This window comes from Pseudomonas sp. 21 (assembly GCF_000955805.1).
In the GTDB taxonomy this organism is placed as follows: domain Bacteria; phylum Pseudomonadota; class Gammaproteobacteria; order Pseudomonadales; family Pseudomonadaceae; genus Pseudomonas.
Map to the genome: position 1 here is coordinate 19,735 of NZ_JYOA01000008.1, position 22,803 is coordinate 42,537.

Below are 22,803 nucleotides of genomic sequence, written 5' to 3' on the forward strand. Positions count from 1 at the left end.
CTTTCAAGGGCGTAGCGCTTGCAGTTGCAGGTAGTGGTTGAACGCGGCGTTTGGCTCTTCGAGGATGTTCAGGACATCCGCCCGCTTGGCCAACGATCCGCCCAGGCACAGCTTGGCTAGGTTGAGCAGCCAATCGGCCTCGATGATGTCGTGCTCGGTGAGGAATTCGAGGTTGCTCAGCAGCGCGGGCAATTGCGCCGATGTTGGCTGGCCAAAAGCCTCGAAGTGCTGGTCGAGCCAGTACAGCCAGCGCAGGGTGCGGTGGGTGGCGGCGGTCTCGGGAGGCTGTCGGTACGGCGGCTTGAGTGGATCGCCCGCGGCCGGGGCATCCCAGCACAACCAGGCGCCACGTGGGTTACCGATGTGTTTGGGGGCTGGGCTGTAGACGCGGCGCCAGGGACCGAACAGGCCGGGCTGGGCGGTGAGCGCGAGGGCGGCCCATTTCGCCGGGCGGTAGTAGGCGGAGAGGCTCAGGCCTGCACCTTCGTGCAGATAGAGCAGGTCGCGGGCGTGTACTTGGGCGACGACAGATTCGTCGGCCTCCAGGGCAATACCGTTGACGTATTTGCTGGCGCGGTACAACGCCCCACGGGACAGCGTGGAGTTTGCTGGAAACTGGCACCAGAGCGGACCGTGGCTGGCCATATGCAGGTTCCCGGTGCCGGCGAACAGGGGCAGCGCGGTATAGGGCAGGCCAAGGCTGCTGGCTCGCAGCGAGCCCGTCAGTTCCGGGCTCTGACTCTGATCGAAGATGAACAGCTGGGTGCCCTCGCCGGGGCCGCTGTCAGCTCGCTCCAGTCGGGCGAGAAAGGCATTCAACCCCGCAGGCATGGGCAGTCCTCCCGCGTGCAGACACCATTGGTTTGCTTGCCGCAAACCGGCCCTTCGAGACTGCGTGGTATCGGGGGCGGTGCAGCAGGGGCCTCGGCTTCGGCGCCGGGGAGCGTCGGCAATTCCGGTGCGAGGCCCGCCGGCCCGCGCATGTCGAAATGCGCCGACTTGATCAGGTGGTCGCCCTGGGTGCCGTATTCGATGCCGCAGTTGTCCATCGTGATGTAGCTGCCGCCGGCGTTGATGACGATGCGCTTCTTGGCGGTGAGGCGGATTTCATCCTCGGTGCTGACGATGTCCACGGCCTTGCGGGCGAGCAGTTCCAGGCGGTCGTTCTGCGCTTGGATGCTCACCGGGCCCTGGTTGGCGAAGAGCTTCATGCCCAGCTTGCGCACAAAGACGCTGATGTTCTGGCCGACGGCGACGGTGAAGCGCTTGACCACACTGACGTCCATGTTGCCGCCAGCGGTGGCGAGCAGGCTCTGCGCGGCGGCAATCTGCAGGTGCTGGCCGCTGGTGAGGGCGATGCCGTCAGGTGCACTGGCGAGGATGCCGGGTTGCTGCAGCAGGTCGAGGGCGCCCTTGAGTTGTTCGGGGGCGTAGAGGTCCGGTGCCTCGACGATGGCGAGGGCAGCGTCGCGGGCCATGTTGCGCAGTTGTTCGAAGGATTCCTGCAACTCCCGCAGGGCTGCCTGCATGTCCAGGCTCTGGCCTTGGGCACCGGGCTGCGCGTCGGCACTGATGAACAGGCCCTTGCCGGCACGTATGGCGCCGTGGCCATCGCTGCGCAGTTCGAAGCCTTCGCCGCGTTTCTGTTTCTGTGCGTCCACCAGGTGCCCGAGGTTGAGCTGGCTCTTGCCGCTGTGCTCGGTGGAGAGCTTGATGTGTTCCTGGCCGCGCGTGTCATCCAGGCGCAGTTTGTTGTTGGCCGGCGTGCGCAGGACGTTGCGCTTGTAGTTCTGCAGGGTGACGAGGTCGGGGTGCCGCGAGTCGTGCATGGCGTGGGCGATGTAGGGGCGGTCCGGGTCGCCGTTTTCGAATTCGACGCGCACTTCGGTGCCCTGGATCAGCGGAAAATGCAGGCCATAGGTGTCGCCGGCATAGGGCCGCGCCAGCCGTAACCACAGGCTCTCGCGCCCGGCCGGCCAGGTATCGCGGTCAAAAAGGAAGTGGCACTTGTAGCGGCCTTCCTTGTCGATGTGGCCATACAGGTCGTTGGGCTCGGGGCTGGTGACGCGCGCGGGAATGCTGCCGGCGATCACCGGCCGGGCCGGGACTTCGGGGCGGAAGCAGATCTGTTCGTCATACGGAATGGCCTCGAATTGCACCTCGAAGCTGCGGTCGCGGGCGGCGCGGCTGTGCAGGCGGACGATCACTGCACCGGGCGCGAAGGCTTCGTCGATGTCATCGAGCTTCAGCACCTGGCCGGGGAGCAGGACGGGGCTGCTGGTGCTGCCGGTCAGGCGCGTACGGCCGTTGAGGTAGCGCTCCTGGGCGAGGCGCGCGTAGAAGTAGCCGCTTTCGCTCTCCAGGTCTTCATCCTGGGCGTAGGCGTCGCCGAGCGTCTGGTGCGGCTCGCCGTAGTGATAGGCCTCGCCATAGGTGGTTTGCGGCGACTTGAGCAGGTCGATCTGTGCATCCAGCGAAGCGCCGGCATCGCGGTAGTGATAAGCGCGGTTGCTGACTTGCTGCAGCACCAGTTCATCGCGACTCTGCAGGCCCCAGACGGCATCCTGCCCGCTGGACTCCAGCGATGACAGCGGACGCAACGGCAGGGATGGCGCGGGCAGGTAGTGGCGTTGGTCGTCGTGGAACTCCAGCACCTCGATGCGCAGGCGCTCGTCCATGCTGAAGCGGTACCAGATGCCGACCTCGGCGGTGAGGCGCTGGATGAACGCCAGGTCGTCCTCGCCGTACTGCATCACCTGTTCGCGTTGCGGGTACTCGCGGGTCAGCTGGAAGAGGAAATCCTGCCCGGCGAAGTTGTTGCGCCGCAACACCTGCTCGACGATCTCCGGCACGCTCTGGTTCTGGTATAGGCGGTACTGGCGGGCGAGCCCCAGCAGCTTCAGGCGCGGCACGAAAGTCACTTTGTAGCGCGACTCATCCCGCGAGTAGGCCAGCAGGGCAAAGCGAGTGATGGTGCCGTACAGCGTGCGCAGGGGCGGAGCGATTGGCGGCGTGTAGCCGGGAATGCCCAACTGCTCCGGCGGCGCGCGCAGGCTGAAGCTGGCGTCCTTGCAGAGGAAGGCGTCGGCCGGGAGATCGCGGTGGGTGCTGGTGAATTCGATGCGGTAGGTGAAGGGCTGGCTGAGGGCTTCATTGCCGCTGAAGGCCAGGACATCCAGCGGTGCGTCAACGTCCCTGATGCTGAGGGTATGGCGACTGTGGTCGAAGAAGCGGTGAGCGGCGTTGATGAGCATGGCAGGCGTCCGTTCCAGGGGAACGACTATCCCGCCAGTTAGGCAATCGCCTTGTCAGTCAGACCCGTCTGGAAACCGCGTCTGATCGTTCGTCAAGCGTGAGGGACTCAGCCTCAGTCCAACCGCTCCGCATAGGTCGTCACCAGATACGCCACCGCCTCGCTGTCCGACGGGTTGCGGTAGCTGTGCGGCTGGTCGGCGTAGAACAGGATGGAGTCCCCGGTACCGAGGAGGAAGCGTTCCTGGTTGACGCTGATTTCCAGCACGCCCTGGGCGACCACCAGGTTTTCCTGGGTGCCCGGCGCGTGGCCGGTGGAGTGTTCGGTGGCCAGGCCTTTGAGGCGCAGTTCGTAGAATTCCACCTGGCGCGAGACGTCGAAGGGGAACAGGGCGCGGCTGACGAAGGCGCCGTCGCCGCTGACCAGGCGCTTGCTGTCGCGCGCGGGCAGTACGGCCACGCCTTCGAAGGCGCGGTCGTCGAGAAAGGCGGCGACCGAGACCTTCAGGCCCTGGGCGATCTTGCACAGCACCTTGATCGACGGGACGCTGCGCCCGGATTCGATCTGCGCGAGCATGGTGCGGCTCACGCCGCAGAGGCGGGCGAGGCCGTCGAGGGAGAGGTTGCGCTTGGCGCGCAGGCGCAGCAGGTTGCTGGCGACGCGCTCGCCGATGGGGTCTTCGGGTGTGTCGGGCGCGGGATCAAACGCCACGGCGGGCAACTCCGTGGCGAGCGGCAGGCCCATGGATCAGGCCTCGCGGCGGCCGCTGTCGCGGCTCTGCTGGACGATCTGCAAGGCGTCGTAGCCGGCGCGCTGCGCGTACAGCATCCACATCAGCTCGGCCTGGCGGCGTGCCTGGCGGCGCGTGCGGTGGCGGGCGAGGTCGATGATGTTGTCGGTGCGGTCCATGGCGGCTCCAGAAGGCTTGCAGACAAGCCGGTTGCGGTGAAGTTGGAGCTAGCCTAGCGTCGATTCTATTAGAACTAGAAATACTGAATTTGCATTTGGTAATTACTTATTCGGCTATAACGGCCGCGACGGGAAATCCGCCTGCACGGCCACGGACACCGCGTCCGGTCGCCAGAATTCCTGGTCGAATTCCACCAGCAGGCCGTCCTCGGCGTAGTTCAGCCGCTCCAGTACCAGGTTGCTGGCGCCGCAGGCCAGTTGCAGCAGCTCGGCCTGGTCGTCGTTGACCGTGCCCAGGCGCAGGTTCAGCGTGCAGCGCGTCTGTACCTTGCCGAAGCGCTCGCGCAGCACGGTGGTCAGCGAACGGTCCAGGCGCGCATCGAGCAGGTCCGGGCACCAGCTGGCGAGCAGGGTGTTGATCTCCACTAGCACCGGGCGGCCGTCGATCAGCCGGCGGCGGTGCAGGCGGAACACCGGCTCGTCCGGCGAGGGCAGGTTCATCCGCGCGGCCAACCAGGCGCCGGCACGGCGGCGTTCGGCGCTCAGGCATTCGGTGAGCGGCTCGCGGCCTTGCCGGCGCACGTAGTCCATGAAGCTGACCAGCCGCGTCGGGTCGTAGTCGATGCGCGGCGGGCTGAGGTACCAGCCGCGGCGGTTCTCGCGGTAGATCAGGCCTTCGGTTTCCAGCTGCTGCAGGGCCTGGCGCAGGGTCACGCGGGTGCAGTCGAAGCGCTCGGCGAGGTCGCGCTCGGGAGGCAGTTTCTGCCCGGCGAGGAAGCGCCCCTGGGCGATGTCCGCGGCCAACTGGTCGCGGATGCGCGCGTAGTGCGGCGGGATGGCCTGGTAGAGCATGGCGTTTCTCAGGAGTTGCCGGCCAGTGCCGGAGCGCTGGGCGGTTCGTCATGCAGCTCGCGCTGCCAGGCCAGCAGGCCGTAGATCGCCAGCACCACGAAGCCGGCGTAGAGCCCGGCGGTGAGGTACAGCGCCTTGTAGAGGAAGACCCCGGTGTAGAGCACGTCGAGGATGATCCACAGCCACCAGCTGGCGACGTACTTGCGCGCCGCCCAGAAGCTCGCCACCAGGCTGAAGGCGGTCAGCGCGGCGTCCATCCAGGGCAGGGCGGCGTCGGTGTGGGTGTGCATCGCCCAGCCCAGGGCGAAGGCGCCCACGGCACCGGCCAGGCAACTGGTGATAGCGGTAGAGAGGGGCAGGCGTTCGACGCGCACCTTGCCGTGGTCGCTGCCACCCTTGCTCCACTGCCACCAGCCGTAGAACTGCAGCACCACGAAGACCAGTTGCAGGAGCATGTCGGAGTAGAGCTTCACGCTGAAGAAGATCCAGGCGTAGAGCAGCACCGCGACCACGTTCACCGGCCAGCACCAGCGGATGCGCCTTGCGGTGAGCCAGACGCCGAGCACGTTGACGATCACCGCGATGATTTCCAGAGCAGACATCTTGCGCTTACCTCAGAAGTTGACGCTCGCCGTCAGGCGAGCCGTGCGCGGCGCACCCTGGAACAGGTAGCCGTCGCCGAAATATTCACCGACATCGCGCCAGTAGCGCTTGTCGAACAGGTTGTCGACGCTCAGCCGCAGCACGGTCGGGTAGTCGCCGATACGGGTGCTGAAGCGTGCGCCGGCGTCATACAGGGTGTAGCCGCCGACTTCTACTGCGCCATCACGGTCAGCATATTTGGCGCCGCTGTAGCGCGCCGCGCCCAGCAGCGAAAGCCCCGGCACTTCGGCCAACGCGTAGTCCGCCTGCAGGCTCGCGCGCAGGCGCGGGACGTTGATCGCCTGGTGGCCTTCGTAGTCGTCGGTACCGCTGTTCACCACCCGCGAGCGGATCGCCGCGAGGCTGCCGCTCAATTGCAGCGCGGAGGTTACCCGGCCACTGGCGGACAACTCCAGCCCGCTGTTCTTCTGTTGGCCCTGCTGCACGTAGGTGAAGCTGCCGTCGCCGTTGGGGCGGGCGAACTGGTAGGCCTGGTGGATCTGGAACAGCGCGGCGCTCCAGTCGAAGCCGGGCAGTTCCTGCTTGATGCCGAACTCGACCTGGCGCGAGGAGGTGGGCGCCAGGGTGTCGCCGGCGTTGCTGGCGAACCAGGGTGCCTCGCCCCCCAGGGACAGGCCCTTGCTGTAGCTGCCGTAGATCGAGATATCCGCGCGGGGCTTGAAGATCACCGCGCCATTGGGCAGGAACTCCGAGCGGCGGGTATGCCGGGTGGTGTCGCCTTCGCTGTCGAAGGTGCGTTCGTCCAGGCGCACCTGGCGGCCGCCCAGCACGACCTGCCATTGGTCATTCAGTGAGACACGGTCGCTGGCGAACAGGCCGTACTGGCGGCTGTCGAGGTGGCGGTAGCTGTGGCCGGGCTCGCCGTCGAAAGGCTCCACCGCGCCGATGCCGCTGTAGATGTTGCCGGTGCCGACCCATTCGTTGAGCTCCGGGCGGCTGTCCAGCACGCGGCGGAAGGCCGAGGTGCCGACGGTCAGTTCGTGGCGTAGCCAGCCGGTGGCGAACTGGCCGTGCAGGGCGGCCTCCAGCTCGTCGTTGCGGCGGGTGTCGTCGGGGCTGCGGAAGTCGTAGAGGTCGTAGTCGCCTTCGGGGCTGAAGTAGTTGGGCACTGCCGAGTCGGCGCAGCTGGCGGCGCCGTAGCAGCCCCAGGGGAAGGCGCTGTAGTCGTCGATCACCACCTTGCTGCGCGAGGCGCTGAGGGTGCCGGTCCAGGCGTCGTCGAAGCGGTATTCGAAGCGGGTGTTGAGGTTCAGCGATTCGATGCGCACCGGGTCGGCCCAGCTCTGGTAGCCGAGGCGGTCGTGCGGGTCGATGCCGTGGGGCAGCTGCGTGCCGCCGAGCAACTGGTAGCCGGGTGCCGAGGGCTGGCGACGGTTCTGGTATTCGGCGTCGAACTGCCAGAGGGCGTTGGGCGAGAGGTTCCAGTCCAGCGCCAGGGAGGCGAAATCGCGTTGGCCGTCGGTGTGGTCGATGTAGGAGCGCAGATCGTCGTGGGCGAGGTTCACTCGCACGCCGACGGTCTGCTCGCTGCCGAGCCAGGCACCGACGTCGGTGGCGACGTAGCGGCCGCCTTCATCATCGGTGCCCAGCGTCACCGAGCGCACATCCTGCGGGCGCTTGGTGACGTAGTTGATCACGCCACCGGGCTCGGACACGCCGCTCTGCAGGCCGGACAAGCCCTTGAGCACTTCGACCTGCTCCTTGTTTTCCAGCGCCACGTTCTGCTCGCCGGTGATGGTGCGGCCGTTGATCTTGTAGCTGCTGGCGGCGTTGAGCGAGTAGCCGCGGATCTCGAAGTTCTCGTAGTAGCCCACCGGTGCGTAGGCCTCGCCGGTGGAGGCGTCGTTCTTCAGCACGTCGCTGAGCAGGCGCGCCTGCTGGTCCTTGAGCAGGGCCTGGTTGAACACCGAGATGGACGCCGGCGTGTCCAGCAGCGGGGCTTCGCCGAAGCCGCCGACCGAGGCGCGATTGCTCGCGTAACTCTCGGTGTCATGGCCGATCACCGTCACGGTGTCCAGGGTCGTGGTGTCCTCGGCGTGGCCGGGGCCGCTGGCCAGCAGCACGGCCAGGGTCAGCAGGCTGAGGGGGAATCGCGTGCGCGCGGGGCGCGGCAGGTACTGCATGGAACGCTCCTGAAGATCGCCGGGGCGTGCGCCGGGAATGCACGGGGCCGAGCCCCTCCCGCGCGAAACGGATGGCCTTGGATGTGAAACGCGAGTGCCCGCGAACGGGCGGTCAGGCCGGAGCTGCTCCGGTGGTCAATGGCAGGGTCGGCTCTGCGGCCCACTCCTGCAGCGAGCCGTCGTAGATCGCGACCCGCGTTTCCCCGGCCAGCGTCAGCGCCAGGGCCAGGGCGGCGGCGGAGATGCCGCCGCCGCAGTACAGCAACAGCGGTGGCTCGGCCTGGCGCAGCCCGGCCAGGGCTTCCCCCAGCGCCGCACCGCGCCGGTAGCGGCCGTCGTCGTCGAACAGGCTGCGCGCGGGCAGGTTGCTGCTGCCGGGGATGTGCCCACGGCGGGCGTAACGGGTGACGGCGCTGCCGTCGAAGAGGGCGGCGGACAGGGCGCAGACCAGCGTGCCTTCAGCTTCGCCTGCTACGACTTTTTCAACACCCTGGCGGTCGATCCAGAAGCCGTCCCGGTACTGCGCCGGGGCTGACAGTGCCCCGGTTGCCGCCTCTGAAGATCCGCCTTGTTCCAGCGAATATCCGGCGGCGATCCAGGCACGTAGTCCACCATCCAGCACGGCTGCGTCAATGCCCAGGCTGCGCAGCATCCACCACAGGCGGGCGGCCCAGAAACCGTCGCTGCGGTCATGGATCACGATCAGCGAATCGTCGTGAAGGCCGAGCTTTCGCAGGGCATCCTTCGCCCGTTGCGGATCAGGTAGGGCGAAGCTGAAGGACGCCTGTGGATCGGCCAGATCGCCGAGCAGATCGGCATGGCGCGCTCCGCGAATGTGTCCGGCAAGCCAGCCGGCGTGGCCGCTCTCGACGCGGTAGTCGCCGTCGAACTCGGGGGCGGCCAGCTCCACGCTGGCGTCCAGCAGGCACAGGCGCGGGTCGTCCAGAGTGGCGGCCAACCAGTCGACTGTGACGAGAGGTTCGTTCATCTCAGTTCACCTTCGCGGCCAGTTGGCGAATGTGATTGAACAAGCGCTGGCCTTCGGCTTCGAGGAACCAGCGGGTGTGGCCGATCAGGTAGTTGTCGTAGGCCAGTGAGGCGCTCTCGGCCGAGCCGAGGATGCCGTGGAAGTAGATGACTTCGGACAGCGCGAAATCCGCGTGCACCAGCGGTAGCAGCGCCGCCAGTGCAAGCAGGTCGTCGCGGCTCAGCGGGCGCACGCTGGCATAGCCTTGCAGCAGGGCGTCCAGCGCATCCAGGTCGGCGACGGCAGCGCGGCCCTGGTCCAGCTCCAGCCAGGGCACCAGGTTGCGCTCGATGGCGGTCGCCAGGTCGAACAACGCATAGCTGCGGTCGCTCAGGCCGAAGTCCAGCACCGAGACTACCTGCGCGTGCGGGCCGTCTTCGCTCCATAGCAGGTTGGAGGCATGCCAGTCGTTGTGGGTCCACAGCGCCGGCTGGCGTTGCAGGTAGGGCAACAGTTCGCGTTGCAGCGGCAGGTGCAGGTCGCTCAGGGTTTCCTTCCACGGGCGCGCCTGCAGGTAGTCGGCGAGGGCGGGCGCCTGCTCGAAAGTCGCTTCGATGGCGGCGAGCGGGTCCGGCGCGCCAAACAGTTTCAGGTTGCTCAGCAGTACGCCGGCGCTGCGCGAGGGGGCGTCGAAGCCTTCGGCGGCGCGGTGCAGTTTCGCCAGGGCGGCGCCGGCGGCAAAGGCGTGGGCGTTGTGCAGGAAGGGCGTCCAGGACAGTGCGTCGCGGTAGAGGTCCAGGCCTTGGGCCTTCTCGTGGACTTCATAGGTCCAGCCGTCCCGTTCGATGGCGCTGCGGCCCAGCCGATCGCGCAGTACCTGCGCCACGGGCGCGCCGCGGCGGGCCAGGTGAGCGAGGAAGGCGTGCTCTTCCGCCAGCCAGTCAGCGCTGCGCACGCTGGGGTGGTGGCGCTTGACGAACAGCGGGCCGCTGGCGCTCTCCACCAGTGCGGCGGCGGAGAAGGGCCGCGGGCTGTGCCAGGTCAGGCGGGCTTCGGCGCCGGCCTGCGGGAAGTCTTGCAGCAGCGCGGCGACCTCCGCTTCGGTCAGCGCGGGCCAGTCGGCTTCCACCGGCTCCAGGCCCATGCCATGGCTCAGGCGTTTCGTCATGCTGGGTTCTCCACTTGCCAGGCATTGCTGGTGGCGCCGCGCCAGACGTCGGGGTCGCGCAGCACACCGTATTCATGCAGCCACTGGGCATAGGGCTGCAGCAGTTCTTCGCGCTGTTCGCCCCAGCGGCCCTGATGCAGCCAGCTGGGCGCGATGCGCCGCAGGGATTCTGCCAGCATCTGCCGGGGAAAGTAGGGAATGGTGCGTTCGTAGACCGGTAGTGCGGCCTCTGGCTCCGCTGCTGCGGCGAGAAAACCTCGCGCGGTGACCGCGAGGAAACGCCGGGCGATGTCGGGGTTGGCATCGAGCCAGTCCTCTCGCGCGCCCAGCAGGTAGCTGTGGTAGGGCGGGGCGCCGATCTCGTCCACCGGCAGCACCACGCGGCGTTCATCGGCGATGGGGCTTGGCAGCAGCGCTTCCCAGGCCCAGTAGCCGCCGAAGCTGGCATCGGCGAGGCCGGCGGCCAGGTCTTCCGGGCGCAATTCGCGGAAGCCGGCGTCCACCAGTTGCACCGCATCCGGGTCGCCGCCATCGCGGGACACCAGGTGGCGCACCATGGCCAGGCCGCGCGGCGTCGGGTTGAGCGCCAGGCGCTTGCCCTGCAGGTCGCGGGGGCGGCGGATGCCGCTGTCGGTGAGGGTCTGGATCGATTCCAGGCCGCGATGGTTGATGGCGGCCACGCCGATCAGTGGCTGGCCGAGTTCGCGGCGTACCAGCAGGCGATTGCTGGGGAACACGCCGAACGCAGCGGCGCCGCGCATCAGGTGGTCGAGGGTGTCGCCATGGTAGGGGTCGTGCACCACCAGTTCCACGTCCAGCCCCGCGTCGCGGTACCAGCCGCGTTCACGGGCGAGGTAGAAACCGGCCGAATTGGGCCAGGGGTGGAAGTATTCGAGCATGACCCGCAAGGCAAACATGGAACCTTTCTCCGATACGGCCAGCGGCCGGCGACTGCGATGGGGCGTATTGAAGGGGAGGCCATTTGGTATATACCAATATGATTTTCACTGGTTTTTATAATCGCATGGAATAAAAGGGCTATCGGCGGGCTGAGCGAAACCTGCAGGACACGGAAACGGAGAATTTCGCTCGAATCGCTCTGGCGCGGGCGTCGCAGGTTATGACCTCATGCGATTTAGATATTTATGGTTATAAGAAGTCGGCGATAAAGTAACGACTTCTTCTAAGTCACGGCGCAAGCAGGACCATGAGCCAATCCCCCTGGGGCGCAACGCCCGTGCTGACCCTGCCGCAGGGCGAGAAGCAGCCGTTGTCGATCCGCGCCAAGGCGCTGGTGTTTTCCGACCCGCGCTCGCGCCAGTTGCTGGAATTCCTCGACCGTGTCGGGCCCAGCGAAGTGCCGGTGCTGATCAATGGCGAGACCGGCACCGGCAAGGAGCTGGTGGCGCGCTACATCCACAGCGCCAGCGGGCGCAAGGGCGCGTTCGTCGCGGTGAACTGCGGCGCGATCAACGAGAACCTCGCCGAGAGCGAACTGTTCGGCCACGAGGCCGGTGCTTTTTCCGGCGCCACGGGCCGGCGCGCCGGCTGGTTCGAGGAGGCCGATGGCGGCACCCTGTTCCTCGACGAGATCGGCGACCTGCCGATGCCACTGCAGGTGAAGCTGCTGCGTGCCTTGCAGGAGCAGGAGATCGTCCGCGTCGGCTCGCGCAAGCCGATCAAGGTGGACATCCGCCTGGTCACTGCCACCAACGTCGACCTGGAGCAGGCGGTGGACGCCGGCAATTTCCGCCTCGACCTGTTCTACCGCATCAACGTCGCCCAGGCCCGCGTGTTGCCCCTGCGCGAGCGCCCGCTGGACATCATGCCGCTGGTGGAGCACTTCCGCCGGCTCTACGCCCAGCGCCTGAAGATCGCCGAGCCGATGTTCTCCGAAGCCGCCGTCAGCGCGCTGCTGGACTACGCCTGGCCGGGCAACATCCGCGAGCTGGAGAACGTCGTGCACCTGGCGTTGCTGGTGGCGGGGGAGAAGGCGGTGCGGCCCGAGCACCTGAAGTTTTCCGCCGCGCTGTCCGGCCTGCGCATGGGCGCGGGGGCGCCGAGCGGGTTACCGCAGGAGATCATTCGCGACCAGTTGCAGCGCCTGTTCGAAGTACCGGGGGAAACCCTGCTGCACGACCTGGAAGACCTGATCGTCCGCGAGTCCTTCGCCCACTGCGGTTTCAACCAGCTGCGCACCGCCGCGCTGCTGGGTATCAGCCGCAACGCCATGCGCACGCTGCTGGTCAACCACGGCCTGCTCAAGGGCCGCGCCAAGGCCTGATCAGTCGCGGCGGCGCCGGCGCGCACTGGCCGCGGCAACATCCCGGCGCAGCAGCGGCAGCAGTTCCTCGCCCAGGTGGATCGCCTCTTCCAGGTGCGGGTAGCCGGAGAGGATGAAGGTATCCACGCCCAACTGGTGATACTCCTCGATGCGCTCGGCGACTTCCGCGTAACTCCCTACCAGCGCCGTACCCGCGCCACCGCGCACCAGGCCGACACCGGCCCAGAGGTTGGGTGACACTTCCAGGTCGCGCACGCCATGGGCGCGGCCCTGGGTCAGGCTGATCTGTCGCGATTGCCCCACCGATTCGTAAGCCGCCAGTTGCTGTTGGGCGCGCTCGATGGCGTCGCGCGGAATCTCCTCCAGCAGGCGCCCGACGTGGGCCCAGGCCTGGCGCGAGTCCGCGGCGGCGAACACGTGCAGGCGCAGGCCGAAGCGCAGCTCGCGGCCATGGGCGGCGGCCAGTTCGCGCAGGCGCAGGATGCGCTCGCGGATCATCGCCGGCGGTTCGCCCCACATCAGGTAGCTCTGCGCGTGGCTGGCGGCGATGCGTTCGGCCACGTCCGAGGCGCCGCCGAAGCAGATCGGCGGCAGCGTCGCCTCGCGCGCAATGGGCACCGGGCTGCCGGTGCGGTAGTGCCGCCCGTGGTGCTCGCGCCCGGCCCAGGTGGCGCGGAACACGTCGAGGAATTCGGCGCCGCGGGCGTAGCGCTCGTCGTGTTCGAGGAAGTCGCCCAGGGCGCGCTGCTCGAAGCGGCTGGAGCCGCTGACCAGGTGCAGCAGCAGGCGGTTGTCGCTGAGCTGTTGCAGGGTGGCGGCCTTGTGCGCGGTGTAGGCGGGCAGCTCGACGCCGGGACGCAGGGTCAGCAGGAACTTCAGCCGGCGTACTTCCTGGACCATCAGCGCGACGATCAGCCAGGGGTCTTCGAAGCCGCTGGCGGTGGGCACCATGATGCCGTCGAAGGCCGCCTGCTCGGCGGCGCGCACCACCTGGCGCAGGTAGTCGAGGGTCGGCGCGCGCTCGCCCTGCTGGAACAGCCCGACCTTGGGCAGGCCGCTGCTGGTGAGGTGGTGACCGTCGCCGTTGGTGGGCAGGAACCAGTCGATCTCGATGCTTCGGGCTTTGGGTTCAGCGGCCAATCCGGGTGTCCTTTTCAGCTTCGTTTTGCAGCAGCGGCAGGACCCGTTCGCCGAAGCGCAGGACCTCGCGCACCGCGTTGGGCGCCTGCAGGATGACCTGCTCAAGGCCGGCGCCGTGCAGCTCGCGCAGGCGGCTGGCGACCTGGGCATGGCTGCCCACCAGCACGGGCGATTCGCCGGGCGCCGGCAGCCACAGGTTGGGGTGGATTTCGCTGCGCCGGGCGGGGTGCCCGGCGCGCTCGGCGAGCAGTTCGATCACGCGCGCATCGGCGCGACGGCGCTTGCCCCTGGCCGGTGCGGCGAAAGCCTGCGCCTGCCGGGCGGCCTCGTCCCAGGCCTGCTCCTCGCTGTCGCGGGCGATGATGCCGAAGCTGGCGACATGGCTTAGCGGCCGGCCGACACGGCGCGCGGCCTGATTCAGGCGCGCGATGGTTTCGCCCAGCTGTGCGACGCTGCCGCCCTGCACCACGCAGACGTCCGCGCGGCTGGCGATACGCTCGGCGCCGAGTGTCTCGTCCAGCAGCAGCGGCGTGGGCGGCAGGTTGCGCAGGCCAAGGCCGGCGTTCTCCAGCTGGAAGTAGCGGCCGTTGTGGTCCAGCGGCGTGGCCGGGGCGTGCAGCAGGCGTTGCAGGATGTCGAGGAACTCGTCGATGCGTTCGTGGCGCTGGTCGCGGTTGAGCAGCTCGCCGAAAGCGCGGCGCAGGCTGCCGCGATCGCTGTCCGGGAGGTGCAGGCGCACGCGCCCGGCGGACAGCGATTGCAGGCTCTGCAGGGTGGTCGCCAGCGCGGCCGGGAGCATGGCTTCCGCCGGCAGGCTCAGGGTCAGCCCGAGGCGCCGGGTATGCGCGCACAAGGCGGCGGCGACCATCAGGCTGTCCGGCTGGCTGGGCCCGCCGGGCAGGTAGAGGTCGTCGAAGCCGGCGTATTCCACGGCCTGGGCCAGTTGCACCCATTCCGAGGGTTGCGCCTGCCAGTCCAGGCCGCGCCGGGTGCCGCTGGCGCAGAGCTTCCAGGCGAAGCGCAGGCTCATCCGGCGACCGCCAGCGGCCGCCCGCCAGGCTTTACACCAGGTTGCCAGCCGAGCGCCGGGGCAATCTCCCGCGCCAGCTGCTCCAGGCGCCGCAGCACCTGGGCCTGGGTGGAGCTTTCCGATTGCACCACGGCGATGAAGTAGTCCGCGTAGGGCAGCAGCGACGGGTCGTTGCGAACGCTGGCGATCACCTCCTCGGGATGGCCATGGTGGACGTTGAGCAGGCGCAGGTGGCTGTCCAGGTCGGCGGCCTCGTCGATCAGCCCTTCGCGGATCAGGCGGGGCACGTGCAATTCGATATCCGGCGCCAGTTCCGCGCGGGACTGTACCTTGTCCTCGGCGGGGAAGACCGCGCGCACCACGCCGATGCGCGGCCGGCGCGTTTCATCCTGCCAGGCGCCGAGGTAGGCGTCGGCCAGCGGTTTCTGCACCGTCAGCGGATCGTGGGTGGCTGTGCCCAGCAGCAGGCCATTGCCTTGCTCGGCGGCGTACATCGCGCCGGCTTCGCTGCCGTGGGAATGCCAGAGTCGTTCCCGCAGCCCGGCCGCCGGGGGGTGCAGGCGCAGCTGCGCCTCGCCGGGCAGCGGTGCGCCGAGCAGGGCGGCCTGCAGTGCGCGCTGGGAGTGCTGGAAATCCTCCTGGCGGCGCTGGGCGTCGCGGCCGAAGGCGTTGAACATCTCCAGGTTGGCGCCACCGCTGCCCAGGCCCAGTTGCAGTCGGCCGGCGGACAGCGCGTCGAGTACGGCGGCGTCTTCGGCTAGGCGTAGCGAATCCTCCAGCGGCAGGGTGACGACCGCCGTACCCAGTTCGATGCGCCGGGTGCGCGCGGCGATGTTGGCGAACAGCAGCAGTGGCGAAGGCAGCTGGCCGAAGCCGCCGCTCAGGTGGTGCTGGGCGATCCAGCCGCCGTCGAAGCCCAGCGCCTCGGCGAATTCGAACTGCTCCTGCAGGTCGCGGTAGACCTGGCGCGGGTCGCTGCCGAAGGCGTGGGTGAGGAAGCCGAGCTTGAACGACTTCTGCGGTTTGGGTGCGCTCATGCCGGGATCTCCTGTGCGAGTGCGCGCTGCCGGCTCGGTTGCCAGCCCAGCGCGGGGGCGATGTCGCGGGCGACGGTTTCCAGGTGGCGCAGGGCTTCGGCGAAGCCGGTGGAGGTGGTCTGCACCTGGACGATCAGTTGGTCATCGGCGCCCAGCGGTGCATCGGCACGCAGCTGCCCGGCAATCTTTGCCGGGTCGCCGTGAAGTACGCCGAGGGCGTCGAGTACTGCCTCGAAGCCTTGTGCCGGGTCGGCGTGGCCGATGCCGATACGCCGCTGGCGTTCGACGTAGGCGAGGATGTCCTGGCGCAGGGTCGAACCTGCTGCCGCTGCATCGGCACCGGGAAAGACAGCGCGTACCAGCGCCACGCGAGGCGTGCCCGAGTGAGCGGGACTCCAGGCCCGGCGGTAGCGCTCGATCACCTGCGAGCGCGGTTCGGCACCGGCCGTGGGGTTGGGGGCGAGGATCAGCCCGTTGCCGCGGGCGGCGACCTGTTCGACGCGCGAAGTGGCTTCCCACAGGCGTTGCTCCAGACCTTCGGCGGCGGGGCGCAATACACGGCCTTCGGCATTCAGCGGTTCGCCGGCCAGCGCCTGGCGCAGGCGCTCAAGGCGCTGGTCGTACTGTGCGTGGCGGCCTTCCAGAGTCTGGCCGAAGGCGGCGAAGCTGTCCGGGTCGAAGCCGGCGCCCAGGCCCAGTTGCAGGCGGCCCTGGCTGATCAGGTCGAGCACCGAGGCATCTTCGGCCAGGCGCAGGGCGTTCTCCTGGTTGAGCACGACGATACCGGTGCCCAGCTGGATGTGGCGGGTGCGTTCGGCCGCGGCGCCGAGCAGCACCAGCGGCGAGGGCAGGCGGCCGTTCTCGCTGGCGAAGTGGTGCTGGGCCAGCCAGCCGCTGTCGAAGCCCAGCTCCTCGGCGGCTTCGAACAGCTCCAGGGTCTGCTGGTACAGGCGCGGCTCGAACTGCGGGGCGTACACGCGGTTGAGGAAGCCCAGGCGGAAGCTGCTGTGAACAGTGCGGCGGGTCATGGCTTTGGCTCCGTGAGAGTGGCCTGGCCCAGCAGCGGCGTCAGCGCGGCGCCGAGGCGCTCGCTGTCGGCCGGTGCGCCGGGCAGGGCGTTGAACGGGCTGAGGGTGAGGTAGCCCTTGGCGACCCACACCGCTTCGTCCTCGGCATTGCTGGCGTCCGGCGGCGGCGACCAGGCGAAGCCGATGCCCGGCTTGCCGGCCAGCTTGGCGTCGAGCTTGCCGAGGTCTTCGGTGTAGAGGGCGTGGAAGGGCACATAGCGGCCGATGCGGGTCAGTCGCGCACCCTGGAGTTTCTCCAGCGGTGGCAGGTTGAGGTTCAGGCCCACGCCCTTGGGCAGCAGTGCGCCGTCGGCCTGGCGATGCCGGTCCAGCGCATCCACCAAATGGGTGACGAGGGCGGCGATGCGCGGGCTGTCCTGTTCCTTCAGGTCGGCGCTGACGGCGAGGGCCGGCACGCCGGAGAGCACCGCGACGCTGGCGGCGTTGAAGGTGCCCGAAGCGCTGTTGAGGGCGCCGAGGTTGTTGCCGGGATTGGGCCCGACTATCACCAGGTCCGGGTGCGGCAGGACCTTTTCCAGCCCCAGCAGCACCGCCATCACCGGCGTGCCGCTGATGCGGATGTCCACCTGTTTGCCCGCGCAGCTGTCGGTTTCGCAAAGGCCTTTTTCGGTGGTGGTGAGGTAGTAGCTGTCCGGATAGGCCGGGTCGTCGTCGCGGCCGACCTGCGTCTCGCGGCCGAAGAAGAAGGCGCCGCCCCGTGCACTCTGGTCGCTGTAGGGCGCGGCGATGCGCACGGTGTGCCCGTCGGCCTTGAGCGCGCTGTACAACGCGCGGATGTTCGGATGGCGGTAGCCGTCGTCGTTGCTGAGCAGGATGTTCAGCGCGAACGCCGGCTGCGCGACGGCGCAGCCGGCGGCCAGCAGCAGGGCCGTGACCCTCATGCCGCGCTCCCGGCGAAACGATTGGCCGGACGCTCCAGGCCGAGGTTCTCGCGCAGGGTCGCGCCTTCATATTCGCGGCGCAGCAGGCCGCGCTCCTGCAACAGCGGCACGACCTCGTCGACGAATACCTCGATGCCGCCCGGCAGGTACGGGAAGAACACGTTGAAGCCGTCGCAGGCGCGGGCCTGGAACCAGGCGTCGAAGGTGTCGGCGATGTCTTCGGCGGTGCCGATCACCGGGTTGCCGCCGGCCAGGCGCAGGTACAGCTGACGAATCGTCAGGCCCTCGTTGCGCGCCAGTTCCAGCACCTTGTCGCGGCGGCTGCCACGCTGGCCGACCGGGGTCTCCGGCAGCGGGCCGTCGAGGTCGTGGGCGGAGAGGTCGATGTCCTCGCCGAGGGTGTCGGCCAGCAGGCGCAGGCCCAGCACCGGGTCCACCAGGCTCTGGAATTCCTCGAACAGTTCGCGGGCCTCTTCGCGGGTGCGGCCGATGAAGGGCGTGATGCCAGGGAGGATCTTGATGCCGTCCGGGTTGCGGCCCAGCGCAGCGGCGCGTTGCTTCACGTCGGTGTAGAAGGCCTGGGCGGCGGGGATGGTCTCGGCCATGGCGAAGATGACTTCCGCCACGCGGGCGGCCAGCGCCTTGCCGGCGTCCGAGGCGCCGGCCTGGACCAGCACCGGGTGGCCCTGGGGCGGGCGCGCCACGTTGAGCGGGCCGCGCACGGAGAAGTATTCGCCCTGGTGGTCGAGCACGTGCAGCTTGGTCGGGTCGAAGTACTGCCCGCTGGCCTTGTCGCGCACGAAGGCGTCGTCGTCCCAGCTGTCCCACAGGCCCTTGACCACGTCGTGAAACTCTTCGGCGCGACGGTAGCGCTCGGCGTGGTCGATGTGCGCTTCGCGGCCGAAGTTCCAGGCTTCGTCGGAAACCACCGACGTCACCAGGTTCCAGGCGGCGCGCCCCTTGGACAGGTAGTCGAGCGAGGCGAACTTGCGGGCGATGTGGTACGGCTCGTTGTAGCTGGTGGTGGCGGTGGCGATCAGGCCGATGCGGCTGGTGACGGCGGCCAGCGCGGCCATCAGGGTCAGCGGCTCGAAGTGCTCGCCGCGCGCGGTGCGGCTCAGGGCGTCGAGGTGATGGCCCCAGAGCGCGACCACGTCGGCGACGAACAGCGCGTCGAAGCGGCCGCGCTCGGCGGTCTGCGCTACCTGCTTGAAATAGTCGAAATCCAGGCTGGCGTCGGCCTGGGCCCTGGGGTGGCGCCAGGCGGCGACGTGGTGGCCGCTGTTGGCGAGGAAGGCGCCGAGCTTGAGCTGGTCGGTACGGCGGGTCATGTCTTGTCTCCCGTGCGAGGCGGGCGCCGGTTTGGCGCCCGTCGGCTTGTGCAAGGTCAGAAGTTGTAGGCCAGGCCCGTGTACCAGTAGCCGCCGGTGGTGCCGTAGGGCGAGAAGTTGCCGTACGGGAAGGCGCCGGAGGTGCTGGGCAGGTTCGTGCGGTCGGGGTAGACGTTGAACAGGTTGTTGGCCCCGGCGGTGAGGGTCAGGTTGCGGGTCAGGTGGTAGTCGACGTTGAGGTCGGTGATCCACTGCGGGTCGAAGGTGCGGTCGTAGACCTCGGCGGTGCCGTACTGGGTGTACTCGCCGTAGCGGGTCAGGTTCAGGCTCACGTCGAACTGGCCGATGCTCCAGTCGGCGCCCAGCAGCAGGCGCGATTCCGGCTGGCCGTGCTTGAGGTTGCCCTGGCGTTGGCGGTCGTAGCCGCCGTCCGGGCCGAGAGCGGACTGGGCCACGGAGGAGGCGTGGATCTTGTCGATCTCGGTGGTGTTCCAGTTGAAGCCGGCGTTGTAGCGGATGCTGCCGTAGGCACCCAGTTCCTGGCGGAAGTCGCCGACGATGTCGACGCCACGGGTGGTGGTGTCCAGGGCGTTGGTGAAGTAGGTGACGTACTGGTTGGGGTTGAGGCCGGCGCCGGCGAGGATGTCCTGGATCGCCTGGGTGCCGCCCAGGTAGCCGGTCTGGGCGATGCGGTCGCGGATCTTGATCTGGTAGGCGTCGATGGTCAGGCTGCTGGCCGGGGTCGGCTGCAGGGTCAGGCCGACGCTGTAGTTGGTGGATTTCTCCGGGCTCAGGGTGGAGGCGCCGAGCGCCTGCGCGACGTCCGAACTCACCGCGACGTTGCGGTAGTCGATCAGGTTGCCGTTGACGCTGCTCTGCGAGGTCGAGCTGTAGATCTGCTGGGCCAGCGAGGGCGCGCGGAAGCCGGTGCTGGCGGTGCCGCGCAGGGCCAGGATCGGGGTCAGCTGGTAGCGGGTGGAGAGCTTGCCGTTGGTGGTCACGCCCGAGCCGTCGTTGTAGTGCTCGTAGCGCCCGGCGAGGTCGACGTGCCACTTGTCGGTGAAGTCCTGGCCGATCTCGCCGTAGCCGGCGTAGCTGGTGCGGCCCTTGGAGGCGGCATCGGCCGGGGTGGTGCCGGCGCCGGAGATGGTGCCGGGGGCGATCAGCGCGCCGTTGGCGCCGTACTGGTAGTCGCCATAGCCGTAGGAGGCGTACTCGCCCTTGCCGATCTTGTAGTTCTCGTAGCGGTGCTCCAGGCCCCAGGAAATCTGCGTGGGCTTGGCCAGGCCGAGGTCGAAGGCACGGGTCAGGTCGAGGTTGCTCGTCCACTGGCTGAAGGTCTTCACGCCGGTGTCGACGTTGGTGGGCGAATCCGCGCCGTAGCTGAGGTTGTAGGTATCGGTCAGCGTGGCGCGGGCGTGGTCCTGGCCGTAGGTGGTGGACAGGTCGTAGTCCCAGCCGGCCGCCTCGCCCTTGCCGCCGAAGGCGAACTGGAAGTCGTTCTCGATGAACCGCAGGTTGTCCTCGATGCCTTCGGGGTAAGGCGTCGGGATGCCGTTGAAGCTGGCCGGCTGGTGGAACGCCAGTGGCTTGGACGACTCGCGGTTGGTGTAGGTGGAGAAGGAGTACAGGGTCAGGGCGTCGTTTACCGGCAGCTCGGCGTTGTAGCCCAGGCTGAAGTTCTCCACCTTCGGCAGGCCGGTGCCGTAGTAGGTGTGCTGCAGGCTGGTGTTGCCGGCGGAGTCGGTATAGGGCGCGTTGTCGGAGCGGTCGGAGATGTTCTGGTGCTTGTAGTCCAGGGCGAAGTTGACGAAGCCCTCGTTGCCCAGTTCGAAGCCGATGTTGCCGCTCTGCCGGGCGGTCTCGCCGTCGCCGTTCTCGTAGTTCTGGCCGTAGGTGCTGGCCAGGCGGCCGCCGTGGTCGGTCTGCTTGAGCACCACGTTGATGACCCCGCCGATGGCGTCGGAGCCGTACTGGGCGGAGGCGCCGTCACGCAAGACTTCGACGTGGTCCACCAGGGCGGTGGGGATCATGTCCAGGTCCACCGGCTGCGAGCCGGAGTTCAGGTAGGTGCCGTTGTTGAGCAGGGCGCTGTTGTGCCGGCGCTTGCCGTTGACCAGTACCAGCACCTGGTCGCCGTTGAGGCCGCGCAGGCTGATCGGGCGGACCACCGAGGTGGAGCCGAAGCCGGAGGAGGCCGGCAGGTTCAGCGAGGGCAGCACGCGGCTCAGGGCGCGGGTCAGGTCGCCCTGGCCGGTGGCTTCCAGCTGCTTGCTGGAGATCACGTCCACCGGCGCCGGGCTGTCGGCCAGGGTGCGCGCCTGGCCGCGGTTGCCGACCACCACCACGGTGCTCAGGCGGTTATCGGTGGTGCTGCCGCTGGTGCTGGCGTCGGCATCGGCGGCGAGCGCCGGCAGGGCCTGGGTGACGGCGAGGAACAGAAGGCTATGGGTGAACAGCGTGCGGGCGGTCGATGCGCTCCGGGCACGGGTGACTGCGGTCATGGTTACGCTCCAAGGTTTGCTCCCGGCTGGCGCCCGTCTGGGTGGCCGCTGCGGGTTATCGTGTCGACGGCATCGGGGCCGCGTTGGCGAACGGCTTGTTGCTGGGAGGGACTGGTCGCGTTCAGTCGGAAGGCAGGCTCAAGCTCATGGCGCTGATAACGCAAGCGCTGTGCCAGTCTGGAAAGGCCTTGTCTTTCAGTGGTTTGCCGGTGGCGCTGGAATTTCCCTGCTGGGTTTGCAGCAGTGCTGATCCAGGCTGTTGCTTTTCATCCAGCCGCTGGCGAGGCACTGCTCCGCGGTGGCGCGATGCTGCATTTGCAGCAAGGGGCACGCAGGCCGGTTCGGGCGTTCGCCCTGGTACTGGCACAGGCCTTGCTCCGGCGCTGCTTTCCCTTATCTGCCTGGAGAGACGCATGCCCAGACCCGGCCCGCGCAACCTGATCACCGATATCCCCGGCCTGCTGGTCGGCCACGCCACCGATGAACGCGTACAGACCGGCGTTACGGTGCTGCGCCCGGACGGCGTGTGGACCGCCAGCGTGGACATTCGTGGCGGTGGCCCCGGCGGGCGTGAATCCGCCGCGCTGGAACCGGAGAACATGGTGGGGCAGCTGCATGCGCTGGTGTTTTCCGGTGGCTCGGTGTTCGGCCTGGGCGCGGCCGATGGCGTCAGTGCGGAGCTGTCGGCGCGCAATATCGGCCTGCACCTGAAGGCCGGTGCGCCGGCCATTCCCATCGTGCCGGCGGCGGTGCTGCACGACCTCGCCAATGGTGGTGACAAGGGCTGGGGCATCGACCCGCCGTACCGCGAACTGGGCCGCGAGGCGCTGGCCAACCTGGGCGTGGAGTTCGCCCTCGGCGCAGTGGGCGCCGGTCGCGGTGCCATGGCCGGTGTGCTGCCGGGCGGATTGGGTTCGGCCTCGCTGGACCTGGGCGACGGCCTGCTGGTGGGCGCGCTGGTGGTGGCCAATCCCATCGGCAGCGTCTACATGCCCGACGGCGAGACCTTCTGGGCCTGGCCCTGGGAGCAGGGCGGCGAGTTCGGCGGACGCGTGCCCGTGCGGCGGATGGATTGCAGCGAGCCGATGCCGGAGCTTTCACGGCTGGACTCGATGGGCCGCTTGCAGGCCGGCGCCAACACCACGCTGGCGGTGGTGGCGTGCAATGCGCAGCTGACCACGGCCGAGTGCAAGCGCCTGGCGATCATGGCGCAGGACGGTATCGCCCGTGCGGTGCGCCCGGCACACCTGCCATTCGACGGCGACAGCCTGTTCGCCATGGCGTCCGGCGATGTCGAGCTGGTGGATGGCCAGCGCCGTCAGGTGGAGCTTTCGCGCATCGGCTCGGCGGCTGCCGATTGCGTGGCACGGGCGATTGCGCGGGGTGTCTATCTTGCGCGTGCGCGCTCCTGAGAGCAGAGCGGGCGGAAGACAATCGCGGACAGAGTCCGCTCCTACGCCCACGAATGAATGCGGACTCCCCTGTAGGAGCGGGCCATGCCCGCGATCCGCGCGCATGTCACGCTCTTCCTGTCGCTGAGGCCGGAGTGGGCGGAAGGCAATCGCGGACAGAG

Annotated in this window: 19 protein-coding genes; 2 read left to right on the forward strand and 17 right to left on the reverse strand. The window is 68.4% G+C overall.

The features are described 5' to 3' along the window. Positions 1-3: 3 nt before the first annotated feature. The 10 genes from UB43_RS19515 to UB43_RS19555 form a co-directional block, all read right to left on the reverse strand. Entirely contained in the window at positions 4-831 is an 828-nt protein-coding gene (locus UB43_RS19515) for a hypothetical protein (protein ID WP_052969574.1), read from the reverse strand. Continuing rightward, the gene (locus UB43_RS19520; protein ID WP_082085872.1) at positions 816-3,254 is read right to left on the reverse strand and encodes a type VI secretion system Vgr family protein; all 2,439 of its coding nucleotides are present in this window, start codon (positions 3,252-3,254) and stop codon (positions 816-818) included. Before UB43_RS19520 ends, UB43_RS19515 begins: the two co-directional genes overlap by 16 nt. 113 nt (positions 3,255-3,367) lie before the next feature. After that, the gene (locus UB43_RS19525; protein ID WP_045214287.1) at positions 3,368-3,997 is read right to left on the reverse strand and encodes a helix-turn-helix domain-containing protein; all 630 of its coding nucleotides are present in this window, start codon (positions 3,995-3,997) and stop codon (positions 3,368-3,370) included. 3 nt (positions 3,998-4,000) lie between these two features. Further along, positions 4,001-4,162 carry a hypothetical protein gene (locus UB43_RS29850; protein ID WP_089285704.1) on the reverse strand — a complete coding sequence of 54 codons (162 nt, stop codon included), beginning with the start codon at positions 4,160-4,162 and terminating at the stop codon, positions 4,001-4,003. A gap of 114 nt (positions 4,163-4,276) precedes the next feature. Beyond that, the gene (locus UB43_RS19530) at positions 4,277-5,014 is read right to left on the reverse strand and encodes a UTRA domain-containing protein (RefSeq protein ID WP_045214289.1); all 738 of its coding nucleotides are present in this window, start codon (positions 5,012-5,014) and stop codon (positions 4,277-4,279) included. A gap of 8 nt (positions 5,015-5,022) precedes the next feature. After that, positions 5,023-5,616 (reverse strand): nicotinamide riboside transporter PnuC, encoded by a 594-nt coding sequence (pnuC, locus tag UB43_RS19535; protein ID WP_045214292.1) that lies wholly within the window; start codon positions 5,614-5,616, stop codon positions 5,023-5,025. A gap of 12 nt (positions 5,617-5,628) precedes the next feature. Then, entirely contained in the window at positions 5,629-7,800 is a 2,172-nt protein-coding gene (locus tag UB43_RS19540) for a TonB-dependent siderophore receptor (RefSeq protein WP_045214295.1), read from the reverse strand. A gap of 112 nt (positions 7,801-7,912) precedes the next feature. Further along, positions 7,913-8,788, reverse strand: a complete 876-nt coding sequence (locus UB43_RS19545) for a sulfurtransferase (protein ID WP_045214297.1) — start codon at positions 8,786-8,788, stop codon at positions 7,913-7,915. 1 nt (position 8,789) lies between these two features. Further along, positions 8,790-9,935 (reverse strand): phosphotransferase enzyme family protein, encoded by a 1,146-nt coding sequence (locus tag UB43_RS19550; protein ID WP_045214298.1) that lies wholly within the window; start codon positions 9,933-9,935, stop codon positions 8,790-8,792. Further along, positions 9,932-10,852, reverse strand: a complete 921-nt coding sequence (locus UB43_RS19555; RefSeq protein WP_045214300.1) for an ABC transporter substrate-binding protein — start codon at positions 10,850-10,852, stop codon at positions 9,932-9,934. Before UB43_RS19555 ends, UB43_RS19550 begins: the two co-directional genes overlap by 4 nt. A gap of 290 nt (positions 10,853-11,142) precedes the next feature. Between UB43_RS19555 and UB43_RS19560 the strand changes: the two genes are divergently transcribed. Beyond that, positions 11,143-12,219: a sigma-54-dependent Fis family transcriptional regulator gene (locus UB43_RS19560; RefSeq protein ID WP_045214302.1), complete on the forward strand. Its 1,077-nt coding sequence runs from the start codon at positions 11,143-11,145 to the stop codon at positions 12,217-12,219. Here the strand turns inward: UB43_RS19560 and UB43_RS19565 are convergent, their stop codons facing one another. Genes UB43_RS19565 through UB43_RS19595 form a run of 7 tightly spaced genes read right to left on the reverse strand, consistent with a single transcriptional unit; the run spans position 12,220 to position 21,230 of the window. Continuing rightward, positions 12,220-13,359: an LLM class flavin-dependent oxidoreductase gene (locus tag UB43_RS19565; RefSeq protein ID WP_045214304.1), complete on the reverse strand. Its 1,140-nt coding sequence runs from the start codon at positions 13,357-13,359 to the stop codon at positions 12,220-12,222. Next, positions 13,349-14,389: an LLM class flavin-dependent oxidoreductase gene (locus UB43_RS19570; protein WP_045214305.1), complete on the reverse strand. Its 1,041-nt coding sequence runs from the start codon at positions 14,387-14,389 to the stop codon at positions 13,349-13,351. The genes UB43_RS19565 and UB43_RS19570 overlap by 11 nt, the downstream gene beginning before the upstream one ends. Continuing rightward, positions 14,386-15,426, reverse strand: coding sequence for an LLM class flavin-dependent oxidoreductase (locus tag UB43_RS19575; RefSeq protein ID WP_045214307.1), 1,041 nt, complete (start codon positions 15,424-15,426; stop codon positions 14,386-14,388). The genes UB43_RS19570 and UB43_RS19575 overlap by 4 nt, the downstream gene beginning before the upstream one ends. After that, a complete protein-coding gene (locus tag UB43_RS19580) occupies positions 15,423-16,454 on the reverse strand; it encodes an LLM class flavin-dependent oxidoreductase (RefSeq protein WP_045214309.1) in 1,032 nt (343 codons plus the stop codon). The genes UB43_RS19575 and UB43_RS19580 overlap by 4 nt, the downstream gene beginning before the upstream one ends. After that, a complete protein-coding gene (locus tag UB43_RS19585) occupies positions 16,451-17,395 on the reverse strand; it encodes a 5'/3'-nucleotidase SurE (RefSeq protein ID WP_045214311.1) in 945 nt (314 codons plus the stop codon). Before UB43_RS19585 ends, UB43_RS19580 begins: the two co-directional genes overlap by 4 nt. Further along, positions 17,392-18,726, reverse strand: a complete 1,335-nt coding sequence (locus UB43_RS19590) for an LLM class flavin-dependent oxidoreductase (protein WP_045214314.1) — start codon at positions 18,724-18,726, stop codon at positions 17,392-17,394. The genes UB43_RS19585 and UB43_RS19590 overlap by 4 nt, the downstream gene beginning before the upstream one ends. Before the next feature lie 56 nt (positions 18,727-18,782). After that, positions 18,783-21,230 carry a TonB-dependent siderophore receptor gene (locus tag UB43_RS19595; protein ID WP_045214315.1) on the reverse strand — a complete coding sequence of 816 codons (2,448 nt, stop codon included), beginning with the start codon at positions 21,228-21,230 and terminating at the stop codon, positions 18,783-18,785. 413 nt (positions 21,231-21,643) lie between these two features. Between UB43_RS19595 and UB43_RS19600 the strand changes: the two genes are divergently transcribed. Further along, on the forward strand, positions 21,644-22,642 hold the full coding sequence (locus UB43_RS19600) for a P1 family peptidase (RefSeq protein WP_045214316.1): 999 nt from the start codon (positions 21,644-21,646) through the stop codon (positions 22,640-22,642). Positions 22,643-22,803: the final 161 nt, after the last annotated feature.

Coding starts and splice junctions, on each gene's coding strand:
- UB43_RS19515 (WP_052969574.1), bottom strand. CDS start 831: ATGCCTGCGGGGTTGAATGCCTTTCTCGCCCGACTGGAGCGAGCTGAC.
- UB43_RS19520 (WP_082085872.1), bottom strand. CDS start 3,254: ATGCTCATCAACGCCGCTCACCGCTTCTTCGACCACAGTCGCCATACC.
- UB43_RS19525 (WP_045214287.1), bottom strand. CDS start 3,997: ATGGGCCTGCCGCTCGCCACGGAGTTGCCCGCCGTGGCGTTTGATCCC.
- UB43_RS29850 (WP_089285704.1), bottom strand. CDS start 4,162: ATGGACCGCACCGACAACATCATCGACCTCGCCCGCCACCGCACGCGC.
- UB43_RS19530 (WP_045214289.1), bottom strand. CDS start 5,014: ATGCTCTACCAGGCCATCCCGCCGCACTACGCGCGCATCCGCGACCAG.
- pnuC (WP_045214292.1), bottom strand. CDS start 5,616: ATGTCTGCTCTGGAAATCATCGCGGTGATCGTCAACGTGCTCGGCGTC.
- UB43_RS19540 (WP_045214295.1), bottom strand. CDS start 7,800: ATGCAGTACCTGCCGCGCCCCGCGCGCACGCGATTCCCCCTCAGCCTG.
- UB43_RS19545 (WP_045214297.1), bottom strand. CDS start 8,788: ATGAACGAACCTCTCGTCACAGTCGACTGGTTGGCCGCCACTCTGGAC.
- UB43_RS19550 (WP_045214298.1), bottom strand. CDS start 9,935: ATGACGAAACGCCTGAGCCATGGCATGGGCCTGGAGCCGGTGGAAGCC.
- UB43_RS19555 (WP_045214300.1), bottom strand. CDS start 10,852: ATGTTTGCCTTGCGGGTCATGCTCGAATACTTCCACCCCTGGCCCAAT.
- UB43_RS19560 (WP_045214302.1), top strand. CDS start 11,143: ATGAGCCAATCCCCCTGGGGCGCAACGCCCGTGCTGACCCTGCCGCAG.
- UB43_RS19570 (WP_045214305.1), bottom strand. CDS start 14,389: ATGAGCCTGCGCTTCGCCTGGAAGCTCTGCGCCAGCGGCACCCGGCGC.
- UB43_RS19575 (WP_045214307.1), bottom strand. CDS start 15,426: ATGAGCGCACCCAAACCGCAGAAGTCGTTCAAGCTCGGCTTCCTCACC.
- UB43_RS19580 (WP_045214309.1), bottom strand. CDS start 16,454: ATGACCCGCCGCACTGTTCACAGCAGCTTCCGCCTGGGCTTCCTCAAC.
- UB43_RS19585 (WP_045214311.1), bottom strand. CDS start 17,395: ATGAGGGTCACGGCCCTGCTGCTGGCCGCCGGCTGCGCCGTCGCGCAG.
- UB43_RS19590 (WP_045214314.1), bottom strand. CDS start 18,726: ATGACCCGCCGTACCGACCAGCTCAAGCTCGGCGCCTTCCTCGCCAAC.
- UB43_RS19595 (WP_045214315.1), bottom strand. CDS start 21,230: ATGACCGCAGTCACCCGTGCCCGGAGCGCATCGACCGCCCGCACGCTG.
- UB43_RS19600 (WP_045214316.1), top strand. CDS start 21,644: ATGCCCAGACCCGGCCCGCGCAACCTGATCACCGATATCCCCGGCCTG.